General features: G+C 68.2%; 12 protein-coding genes. 4 read left to right on the plus strand and 8 right to left on the minus strand.

All coding sequences use genetic code 11. The annotated features are described in order from the left end of the window. Positions 1-12: 12 nt before the first annotated feature. Complete coding sequence (gene rsmA / locus Q0379_RS13670; protein ID WP_299009667.1) at positions 13-831, plus strand: 16S rRNA (adenine(1518)-N(6)/adenine(1519)-N(6))-dimethyltransferase RsmA; 819 nt, start codon at positions 13-15, stop codon at positions 829-831. Here rsmA and Q0379_RS13675 read toward each other — a convergent pair. After that, positions 828-1,235, minus strand: coding sequence for a MerR family DNA-binding protein (locus Q0379_RS13675; protein ID WP_299009670.1), 408 nt, complete (start codon positions 1,233-1,235; stop codon positions 828-830). The two genes, rsmA and Q0379_RS13675, sit on opposite strands and share 4 nt — an antisense overlap. 68 nt (positions 1,236-1,303) lie before the next feature. Here Q0379_RS13675 and Q0379_RS13680 point away from each other — a divergent pair, with 68 nt between their 5' ends. From Q0379_RS13680 to Q0379_RS13690, 3 genes are all read left to right on the plus strand, one after another. Continuing rightward, positions 1,304-2,050: a glutaredoxin gene (locus Q0379_RS13680; protein WP_299009672.1), complete on the plus strand. Its 747-nt coding sequence runs from the start codon at positions 1,304-1,306 to the stop codon at positions 2,048-2,050. A 128-nt stretch (positions 2,051-2,178) separates the two neighbouring features. Further along, the gene (locus tag Q0379_RS13685; RefSeq protein WP_299009690.1) at positions 2,179-3,768 is read left to right on the plus strand and encodes an HWE histidine kinase domain-containing protein; all 1,590 of its coding nucleotides are present in this window, start codon (positions 2,179-2,181) and stop codon (positions 3,766-3,768) included. 276 nt (positions 3,769-4,044) lie between these two features. Next, on the plus strand, positions 4,045-4,302 hold the full coding sequence (locus tag Q0379_RS13690) for a GlsB/YeaQ/YmgE family stress response membrane protein (RefSeq protein WP_099535779.1): 258 nt from the start codon (positions 4,045-4,047) through the stop codon (positions 4,300-4,302). Between the two features lie 46 nt (positions 4,303-4,348). On the opposite strand, the gene gmk is transcribed toward Q0379_RS13690, so the two are convergent. From gmk to fabD, 7 genes are all read right to left on the minus strand, one after another. Continuing rightward, a complete protein-coding gene (gmk, locus tag Q0379_RS13695) occupies positions 4,349-4,990 on the minus strand; it encodes a guanylate kinase (protein ID WP_299009675.1) in 642 nt (213 codons plus the stop codon). Beyond that, on the minus strand, positions 4,983-5,864 hold the full coding sequence (locus Q0379_RS13700; RefSeq protein WP_299009677.1) for a YicC/YloC family endoribonuclease: 882 nt from the start codon (positions 5,862-5,864) through the stop codon (positions 4,983-4,985). Before Q0379_RS13700 ends, gmk begins: the two co-directional genes overlap by 8 nt. 4 nt (positions 5,865-5,868) lie before the next feature. Beyond that, positions 5,869-6,939 (minus strand): endolytic transglycosylase MltG, encoded by a 1,071-nt coding sequence (mltG, locus tag Q0379_RS13705; protein ID WP_299009678.1) that lies wholly within the window; start codon positions 6,937-6,939, stop codon positions 5,869-5,871. Continuing rightward, complete coding sequence (gene fabF / locus Q0379_RS13710; RefSeq protein ID WP_299009680.1) at positions 6,936-8,216, minus strand: beta-ketoacyl-ACP synthase II; 1,281 nt, start codon at positions 8,214-8,216, stop codon at positions 6,936-6,938. The genes mltG and fabF overlap by 4 nt, the downstream gene beginning before the upstream one ends. A gap of 163 nt (positions 8,217-8,379) precedes the next feature. Continuing rightward, the gene (locus Q0379_RS13715; protein WP_004615098.1) at positions 8,380-8,616 is read right to left on the minus strand and encodes an acyl carrier protein; all 237 of its coding nucleotides are present in this window, start codon (positions 8,614-8,616) and stop codon (positions 8,380-8,382) included. A gap of 138 nt (positions 8,617-8,754) precedes the next feature. After that, on the minus strand, positions 8,755-9,495 hold the full coding sequence (gene fabG / locus Q0379_RS13720) for a 3-oxoacyl-[acyl-carrier-protein] reductase (protein ID WP_299009684.1): 741 nt from the start codon (positions 9,493-9,495) through the stop codon (positions 8,755-8,757). Between the two features lie 111 nt (positions 9,496-9,606). After that, a complete protein-coding gene (fabD, locus tag Q0379_RS13725) occupies positions 9,607-10,536 on the minus strand; it encodes an ACP S-malonyltransferase (protein WP_299009687.1) in 930 nt (309 codons plus the stop codon). Between the last annotated feature and the right edge of the window lie 2 nt (positions 10,537-10,538).

The raw sequence follows: 10,538 nt of genomic DNA on the forward strand, positions 1-10,538 counted from the left end.
AGAATTGACGAAATGAGCCTGGCCGACCTGCCGCCCCTGCGCGAGGCCCTGGAGCGCCACGACCTGATGGCGCGCAAGAGCTTTGGCCAGCACTTCCTGCTGGATCTGAACGTGACGCGGAAGATCGCCCGCCTGGCCCAGGTTGGCGAAGGGGATGCGGTGGTCGAGGTCGGTCCCGGCCCCGGCGGCCTGACCCGGGCCCTGTTGGAGACCGGCGCGCGCGTCGTGGCGATCGAGAAGGACAGCCGCTTCCTGCCCTTGCTAGCCGAAGTCGCCGAGGTGGCCGACGGCCGACTGGAACTGGTCGAGGGCGACGCCCTGAAGGTCGACGCCGCCCAGGCCGCCGGCGGTCCGGCCCACGTCGTCTCGAATCTGCCCTACAACGTCGGCACCCAGCTGCTGATCAATTGGCTGACCGGCCCGTTCCGGCCGCTGTCGATGACCCTGATGTTCCAGAAGGAGGTCGCCGATCGCATCGTCGCCCAGCCGGACGACGACGCCTATGGCCGCCTGGCGGTGATCGCCCAGACCCTGTGCGAGGCCAAGACGGTCATGGACCTGCCCGCCAAGGCCTTCACCCCGCCGCCGAAGGTCGCCTCGGCGGTCGTCCGCCTGGTTCCGCGGCCAGATCCTCCGCCCGCCGAGGTTGTGGCCGCGCTGGAGCGCGTCACCGCCGCCGCCTTCGGCCAGCGGCGCAAGATGCTGCGGTCCAGCCTCAAGGCGCTGGGCGGCGGCGAGCTTTGCGAAAAGGCCGGAATCAGCCCCGACGCCCGCGCCGAGGTCATCGACCTCGCCGGCTTCCTGGCGCTCGCCAAGGCGACCCTGGCCTAGGACGGTTCGAAGGCCTCGATAATGGGGCAAGGCCCCGCGCCAGAGGCCGCGCAGGCGTCAGCCAACCGCAGCAAGGACGCGCGCGCCGTCTGCAGCTCACTGATCTTCTGGTCCAGCGCCTGGATGCGCTCGCGCGCCAGCGCCCGCGCCCGATCGCGATCCTGGCCCGCATCCAGCGCTAGCAACTCGCGGATCTCATCGAGCGTGAAGCCCGCGGCTTGGGCCGAGCGAATGAACCTCAGCCGTCGGACATCCTCGCCCTCATAGCGCCGGATCCCGCCGGACAAGGCCGAACCGCCCGCCTTATCCGGCGTTCGTAGCAGTCCCCTGCGCTGATAGTAGCGGATCGTCTCCACCCCGACGCCGCCCTCCCGCGCCAGCGCCGCGACCGTCATCGTCGCCATGCCTTGACTCCGTACTGTGGTACGGAACCTACATGGGGCGGGTCCTGTCGCGAGCAAGGAGTAAAGCGATGAGTCCCGCCAAGACGGCCGTGCTGTACCGCATGGTCATGCCCAACCACCTCTGCCCTTACGGCTTGAAGGCTCTCAATCTGCTGAAGTCGAAAGGCTACGCCGTGGAGGACCATTGGCTGGAGACTCGCGAGGCGACCGACGCCTTCAAGGCCGAGCATGGGGTGAAGACCACGCCCCAGACCTTCATCGACGGCCAACGCATCGGCGGCTACGACGACCTGCGCCGTCACTTCGGGCTGAAGACGCGCGATCCCAAGGCGCTGACCTATACGCCGGTGGTCGCCGTCTTCGCCGTCGCGGCCCTGCTGGCGCTGGCGGCCAGCCAGGCGGCCTATGGGACGCCGCTGACCCAGCGCGCGGCGGAGTGGTTCGTGGCCTTCTCGATGAGCCTCCTGGCCATGCTGAAGCTGCGTGACGTCGAGACGTTCTCGACCATGTTCCTGAACTACGACCTGCTGGCCCGCCGCTGGGTCCCCTATTGCTACATCTACCCCTTCGCGGAGCTCGCCGCCGGCGTGCTGATGGCCGCCGGCGTTCTGACCGGACTGGCCGCGCCGCTCGGCCTGTTCATCGGCGGCGTCGGCGCCGTGTCTGTGTTCAAAGCCGTCTACATCGACAAGCGCGAGCTGAAATGCGCCTGCGTCGGCGGCGACAGCAACGTGCCCTTGGGCTTTGTCTCGCTGACCGAGAACCTGATGATGATCGCCATGGCCGTGTGGATGCTGACACCGCGTCACGGGTAAAGCGCCATCAAAGCCTATTGACGGTAGAGCCTCGGGACTCCAGCTTGTCGCCGGGGATCAGTGGGGCGAACGTGACGACCAAACGCGCGGTGAAAGCGCCTTCCACGGTCGCGCGGCGCCTGCTCCTGATGGCGTTGACGCTGGCCGCGCCGGCTATCCTGCTGATGGGCATGCTGGTCGCCACGCAGTATGCGGAGGGCCAGCGCCGCTTCGCCACCCAGCTGACCGCCATGACGCGCGCCCTGTCGCTGGCGACCGACCGCCAGATCGGACAGGGCCAGAGCGTGTTGCAGGGCCTAGCTGTCTCGACCGCGCTTGCGGAAGGCGATCTCAAGACCTTCGAAAAGCAGGCGCGCGCGGCGACCGAAGGGCGCGACGGCTGGATCGTGCTGATGACCCCCGACCTTCAGCTGATCAATACCCGAATTCCGCTTGGCCAGCCGACGCCCGTGGCTCCGGTCGCCGCCCACTCCTGGCGGCAGATGACCACGGGCAAGTCGAATGTCAGCAACCTGATCCCCCGTCCCGGCAAGACTCCGATCATCGGCGTCAACATGCCGGTGCTGGTCAACGGACAGCTGCTGGTTCTGGCCTATATGCAGCAGCCGGCGGCGTTCCACGCGCTGATGACCGCCCAAGGGTTTCCCGATAGCTGGACGGCCAGCATCGTCGATCGCAACGCCGCGCTGGTGGCTCGTTCGCGCGATCAGGACAAGATGCTGGGCCGGTTCGCCAGCCCCGACATGCGCAAGGCGATGGCCGCCGCCAATGACGGGGTCGTGCACACCCACACCCTGGAGGGCGTGGCGACGCTTTCCGCCTTCAGCCGCTCGTCGACCTATGGCTGGACCTTCATCGTCGGGGTGCCGCGCGGCGAGGTCGATCGCGCGGTGCTGGGTTCTTTGGGACCGGCGCTGGTCGGCGCCGTCCTGATGATCGCCTTGGCCGTGGCCGCCGCCTTCGGCTTCGCGCGCCCGATATCCCGCGACGTCCGAACCCTGGTCGGCGAGGCCGAGACCCTCGCGGCCAGCGCGCCCCTAGACCCGGCGCCGTCCCACCTGCTGGAAATCGCCGAGGTGCGCCGCTCGCTCCGCGCCGCCGCCGCCGTGCTCCGCCAGCGCGAGGCCGAGGCCAACCAGGCCGCCGAACGTCAGCAATTGATGATCAACGAGCTGAACCATCGGGTGAAGAACACCCTGGTGGTGGTGCAATCGCTGGCTCGACACAGCCTGCGGGATGGCGGTGCGCTGGGCCTGCGGCAGTTCAACGACCGCATCCACGCCTTGGCCAGCGCTCATGACCTCCTTACCCGCCGCAGCTGGGAGGGCGCGGACCTTGGCGAAATCCTGGCCGAGACGCTTCAGCCCTACGCCGCCCAGGTGGGCCTGGAAGGCCCGCCCCTGCCGCTTTCTCCCAACGGCGCCGTGGCCATGGCGATGATCTTCCATGAGTTGGCGACCAACGCCTCGAAGTACGGCGCCCTGTCGCGAGAGACCGGCCGCGTGACGATCGACTGGCGGATCGAAGGCCGAACCAGGGTCGTGGTCCGCTGGGAGGAGCGCGGCGGCCCCACCGTCAGTCCACCCGAACGCCGGGGCTTTGGCTCGCGTCTGGTCGCTGCCAGCCTGAAGGGCGAGCTCGCGGGCTCGGCGGCCTTCGACTACGCGCCCGAAGGGCTGACCTGTGTCCTGACGATCCTGTCGCCGATTAGGGCTTAAGCAAACCCACGACCGATCGTCGCAGCGCCCTGTTGTCGCCTTGGCTTGGCCATCGACGGCCTGCAAAAGAGGCTCCTGGTCGTAGGGGAGTTCTCGCGTGAGCCTGTCGTTTTTGATCGGAGCCATCCTGGGCTCGGGCCTGTTCATCGCCCTGGGCCGCGCGCCCGCCGAAAAGCTGATCGCCATCGTGCAGGAACGCATCCGCGGGAACTAACGGCGCCGTTGGGCCTTTTCTGGACAAGGTCGCGCAGGGCGGCTGTTCAGGGAGTCCCTACGATGTCCATTCTCGCCTGGCTTCTTCTCGGTCTGATCGCCGGCTTCATCGCCAGCAAGCTCGTCAACCGCTCCGGCAGCGGCGTGCTGCTGGATATCGTGCTCGGCATCGTCGGCGCGTTCGTCGGCGGCTGGCTGTTCAACCAGTTCGGCAACAGCGGCGTTTCGGGCTTCAACCTCTACAGCCTGCTGGTCGCCACGATCGGCGCCATCGTCGTTCTTGCGATCTACCACCTGATCTTCGGCCGTCGCGCGTTGTAGGCGCCCGGCTAGCGGCGGCGGGTCGAGCAGGCCCGCCGCTGATCGTCTAGATTTCTTCCTTCAGAAGATCGCCCACCAGATTGCCGATCCACGGGTTGCGAGCCCGCTTGAGCCGCTCGGCGTGGTAGATGTGGGCCAGATCCGCGTAAGCGCGGTCGAAATCATCGTTCAGGATCACGTAGTCGAACTGCTCCCAGGCCGCGACCTCATCCTTGGCCCGCGACAGGCGCCGATGGATGACCTCTTCGCTGTCCTGGCTGCGCGTGTGCAGGCGGCGGCTCATCTCGGCCAGCGACGGCGGCAGGATATAGACCAGCACGCTGTCTTCCTTCGCCTGGGCGTGGACCTTCATCGCGCCCTGGAAGTCGATGTCGAACAGGGCGCTCTCGCCCCGCTCCAGCGCGTCCATGATCGGCGGCTTCGGGCTGCCGTAGAAGTTCCCGTACACCTCGGCCCACTCCAGGAAGGCGTCCTGGTCGATCATCTCCTGGAACTTGTCGCGCGTGACGAAGTGATAGTCGCGGCCGTCGTGCTCGCCCGGACGCGGGTCGCGGGTCGTGGCGCTGATCGACAGGTGCAGGTCGTTGTGGTCGGACACCAGGCGGCGGGTCAGCGAGGTCTTGCCGACGCCCGACGGCGCCACGACCATCAGAAGCAGGCCGCGATGGGGATGGTGGGGCTTATTCAACGTTCTGGACCTGCTCGCGGAACTGCTCGATCACGGCCTTGAGCTCCAGACCGATCGCGGTCAGGGCGGTCAGGGCCGACTTCGAGCAGAGAGTATTGGATTCTCGCATGAATTCCTGGGAGAGGAAGTCGAGCCGGCGACCCGACGCGCCCTCGCCCGCCAAGAGGCCTCGCGCGGCGGCGACGTGGCTGGCCAAGCGGTCCAGCTCCTCGCGCACATCGGCCTTCACGGCCTGGGCGGCGGCTTCCTGGACGATCCGCTCCTCGGCCGCGCCCTCGCCGATCAGCTCGGCCATGCGACGGGCGAAACGGTCTTTTAGGATCGAAGGCTGGCTGGCGGCCTCGCCCTCGGCCTGTCGGTTCAGGTCCTCGATCCGATCGACCAGGCCGTGCAGCACCGGCGACAAGGCCGCGCCCTCCTCCAGCCGCGCGACCTTCAGACCGTCCAGGGCCTGGGCGATCGAGGCGGCCATGGCGGCCTCGACCGCGGCGCGGGTCTCGGCGTCGTCCTCGTCCTCGCGCGCCTCGATGACGCCCTTCAGCGCCAGCAGGCCGTCTAGCGAGGGCTTGGCGACCATGCCGGTGGCGACATAGGGCCCGCCGGCGGTCAGGTAGCGCTCCAGGACCTGGATATTGACCTTGGTCTCGCCGGCGCTCTCGCTGCGCTTGGCCTGTACGCCGACGGTCAGCTGGCCGCGCTGGAAGCGGGCCTGAGCGCCGTCGCGGGCGGCGCGCTCGAGACCTTCAAAGCCCGGCGGCCCGCGAAAACGGGTCTCCAGATTGCGGCCGTTGACGCTGCGCGCCTCGACCGACCAGGACCAAGCGCCGTGCGCGCCCTCGACCCGGGCAAAGCCGGTCATTCCTGAAAGGGCCATCGGATCAGCCCCCCGTCCTGGCGGCGCGCTGGCGCTCGATCTCGCGCCACTTGGCGACGTTGGCGTTGTGCTGCTCCAGCGTCGAGGCGAAGACGTGTCCGCCCGTACCGTCGGCCACGAAGTAGAGATCGTTCGTCTTCAGCGGGTTCAGCACCGCCGCCAGAGCCGCGCGGCCCGGATTGGCGATCGGCGTCGGCGGCAGGCCGGCGATCAGATAGGTGTTGTACGGCGTCGGGCGGCGCAGCTCGGACAGCAGAATGCCCCGGCCCAGCGGACGGCCACGCGAGATGCCGTAGATGATGGTCGGGTCCGAGCCCAAGCGCATGCCGGTCCGCAGGCGATTGACGAAGACCGCCGCCACGCGCGGGCGCTCCTCGGCGATGCCGGTTTCCTTCTCGACGATCGAGGCCAGGGTCACGGCCTCTTCCTTCGAGGCGAACGGCAGGCCCGGCTGGCGGCTGGCCCACAGGGCGTTCAGCACCTTGTCGCGATCGTCCATCATCCGCTGCAGGACGGCGGCGCGGTCCTCGCCGCGCTGGACCTCGTAGGTCTCGGGCAGGATCGAGCCTTCCGGCGGCGTGGCGGCCTCGCCGGTCAGGACGTCGGACTTGTTGAGGATGTCCATCACCATATCCGAGGTCAGGCCCTCGGGAACGGTGATCCAGTGGCGCACGATGCGGCCATGCCGGATCGCATCGAGGATCGAGGCCATCGAGGCGCGCGACTTGAACTCATATTCGCCCGCCTTCAGCGAGCGCGCCGCGCCCGTCAGCTTGGCGGCGGTCATGAACACCGAGGAGGAGCCGATGACGCCGCCCTTCTGCAGGCTGGAGGCGATCTCCGGCAGGCTGGAGCCCTTGCGCAGGACCACGGTCGTGGTCTCGCCCGCCGGCGCGGCGGGGCCCGGGCCTTGATAGATCCAGAGCGCCGCCAGCACAGCCAGCACGCCGACCGCCACGAAGGTGGCGACGGCGCCCAGCAGGCCGCGCGTCAGCCGGCTGGCGGCCGACGCGGTCTCCCGGCGGGAGGACTTGCCCCGCGTGGTCTTCTTGCGGGGAGACGGCTTCTTGCTCACGAGATCTTCTTGAACACCACGGTGGCGTTGGTGCCGCCGAACCCGAAGCTGTTGGACACGGCCACGTCGATCTTCATCGGCACGGCCTTGTTCGGCGCCAGGTTCATCGCGACGTTCACGTCGGGATTGTCGAGGTTGATGGTCGGCGGGGCGATCTGGTCGCGGATCGCCAGGATCGAGAAGATCCCCTCGATCGCGCCAGCGGCGCCCAGCAGGTGGCCGGTCATCGACTTGGTCGACGACATCACGACGTTCTTGGCGTGGTCGCCCAGGAAGCGCTCGACAGCGCCCGCCTCCAGGCCGTCGGCCATGGTCGAGGTGCCGTGGGCGTTGACGTAGTCGATGTCCGAGGGCTTGAGGCCCGCGTCCTTGACCGCCGCCGCCAGGGCGCGGCCGCCGCCCTCGCCGTCTTCCGACGGCGCGGTGATGTGGTGGGCGTCGCCCGACAGGCCGTAACCGACCACCTCGGCGTAGATCTTGGCCCCGCGCGCCTTGGCGTGCTCGTACTCTTCCAGCACCAGGACGCCGGCGCCCTCGCCCATCACGAAGCCGTCGCGGTCCTTGTCATAGGGACGCGAGGCCTTTTCGGGCGTGTCGTTGAAGCTGGTAGCCATGGCGCGGCAGGCGATGAAGCCCGCGACGCCGACCTTGCAGACGGCCGCTTCGGCGCCGCCGGCGATCATCACGTCCGCGTCGCCGTACTTGATCAGGCGCATGGCGTCGCCGATGGCGTGCGCGCCGGTGGCGCAGGCCGTGACGACCGCGTGGTTCGGGCCCTTGAAGCCGTACTTGATCGAGACCTGGCCCGAGATCAGGTTGATCAGGGCCGAGGAGATGAAGAACGGGCTGACCCGGCGGGGGCCCTTGGCCTCCAGCTCGATCGCGGTGTCGGCGATCGTCGACAGGCCGCCGATGCCCGAGCCCAGGATAACGCCCGTGCGCCAGCGCTGCTCGTCGGTCTCCGGAACCCAGCCCGAATCCTTGATGGCCTCGTCGGCGGCGGCGATGCCGTACAGAATGAAATCGTCCACGCGCTTCTGGTCGCGCGGGCTCATGGTCTGGTCGGGATCGAAGCTGCCCTCGACGTCCGGACCGCCGCCGCCACGACCGTCGACGCGCGGCACTTCGCAGGCGACCTGGCAGGCATAGTCGGTCGGATCGAAGGCCGTGATGCGGTTCGCGCCGGACTTGCCGGCCAGAATGTTCTTCCAGGTGACATCAACGCCCTGGCCCAGAGGGGTCAGCAGGCCCAGCCCGGTGACGACGACTCTACGCATGGATCACTCCCAACCTTCGGCGCGGAGCGTGTATCTGGGGGCTTCCCCCACACAACGCCACCCGCGAATCTTGGCCTCAAACGAAAACCGCCGCGCGCACGATGGCAAGAGCCCGTGCGACGCGGCGGAAATGGTCTAGTTCGCTTAGCGAACCCGACGCCTTTTAGGCGGTCTTTTCCGTGATGAACTTCACGGCGTCGCCAACCGTCTGGATGTGCTCGGCGGCGTCGTCCGGGATTTCGATGTCGAATTCTTCTTCGAACGCCATCACCAGCTCGACGTTGTCGAGGCTGTCGGCGCCCAGGTCGTCGATGAAGGAGGCCTTCTCGGTGACCTTCTCGGGATCGGCATCCAGGTGCTCGATGACGATCTTACGCACGCGCTCGAGAATGTCGGACATTCTGTTCAGTCCCTCGTTTAGAAATTTTCCGCCTGTTTCGCACGAAGCTCCGCTTCGCCTCAACAAACGTTCGGCGCTCCGCCTATCACGTTCCTTTTCGGCTTACTAGCGGGTCGCCGACAAAGGAACGGGGAGAGCTTAGATCATCGCCATGCCGCCGTTGACGTGCAGGGTCTGGCCCGTGACGTAACCGGCGTCGTCGCTGGCCAGGTAAACGCAGGCCGCGGCGATGTCGCTGCCCTCGCCCAGCTTGCCAGCGGGAATCGTCGACAGGATGCCCGCCTTCTGCTGCTCGTTCAGGGCGTCGGTCATCGGGCTGGCGATGAAGCCGGGGGCGACGCAGTTGACGGTCACGCCGCGGCTGGCCAGTTCCTGGGCCAAGGCCTTGGAAAAGCCGATCATTCCGGCCTTGGAGGCGGCGTAGTTGGTCTGGCCGGGGTTGCCGGTGACGCCCACCACCGAGGTGATGCCGATGATGCGGCCAGCGCGGCGCTTCATCATGCCCTTGGCGGCGGCGCGAGCCAGGCGGAAATAGCCTTCCAGGTTCACCTTGATCACGGTGTCCCAGTCCTCGTCCTTCATGCGGACGATCAGGCCGTCGCGGGTGATCCCAGCGTTTGCGATCACGATGTCGAGGGGCGCGCCAGCGGCTTCCTCGGCCTTGGCGACCAGGCCGTCGACCTGCTCGGCGTCGGACAGGTTGGCGACGACGGTCGAGGCGCGATCGCCCAGTTCCGCCTTCAGCTCGGCCAGGGCCGATTCGCGGGTGCCGGAGAGCACGACATGCGCGCCCTGGGCGTGCAGGGCGCGGGCGATGGCGCCGCCGATGCCGCCGGTGGCGCCGGTGACGAGGGCGGTCTTGCCGGTGAGGTCGAACATGTGGGTTGTCTCCCAGTGTCATCCCGGCCGCGGAGCCGGGATCGCCGGAAACGCCGGCGCGTGTTGCGTTCCCGGCTCGGCGCGCTTTGCGCTGGGCCGGGATGACAGTTTCTAGAGCGAGGCCGCGAAGGCTTCGAGATCGGCGGGCGTGTTCAGCGGCGTCGCTTCGGCGTCCGGGGCGATGCGCTTGGCCATGCCCGACAGAACCTTGCCGGCGCCGGCTTCGGCGAAACGCGTGACACCGCCCTGGGTCGCCAGCCAGGTCATGCTCTCGCGCCAGCGGACGCGGCCGGTGACCTGCTCGACCAGCAGCTTGCGGATGACGTCCGGATCATGGACCGGCGCGGCGGTGACGTTGGCGACCAGCGGGGCGCGCGGGGCGAGGATGGTGGTCTTGGCGAGGGCTTCGGCCATCTCGTCGGCGGCCGGCTGCATCAGCGGGCAGTGGAACGGGGCCGAGACGTTCAGCGGAATCGCCCGCGCGCCCAGTTCCTTGGCCTTCTCGATGGCCTTGTCGACGGCCGCCTTGGCGCCGGAGATCACGACATTGCCGTTGTTGTTGTCGTTGGCCACGACGCAGACGCCGACTTCCGAACCCGCCTTGGCGGCCTCTTCAGCCAGGGCGAGGTCGGTCTTGGGGCCGATCAGCGAGGCCATGGCGCCCTCGCCCACCGGCACGGCGCGCTGCATGGCCTGGCCGCGCAGCTTCAGCAAGCGCGCGGTGTCGGACAGGCTGATGGCGCCGGCGGCGGCCAGGGCCGAGTACTCACCCAGCGAGTGGCCGGCGACGAAGGCGGCCTTGTCGATCCCGACGCCGAATTCCTTCTCCAGCGTGCGGGTGACGGCCAGGCTGACGGCCATCAGGGCTGGCTGAGCGTTCTCGGTCAGCGTCAGGTCGCCTTCGGGACCTTCCTTCATCAGAGCGAAAAGCTTCTGGCCCAGGGCGTCGTCGACTTCCTGGAAGACCTCGCGCGCCGCGCCAAAGGCCTCGGCGAGATCGGCGCCCATGCCGACCGACTGGCTGCCCTGACCCGGGAAAATGA

Source organism: uncultured Caulobacter sp. (assembly GCF_937900395.1).
GTDB lineage: Bacteria > Pseudomonadota > Alphaproteobacteria > Caulobacterales > Caulobacteraceae > Caulobacter.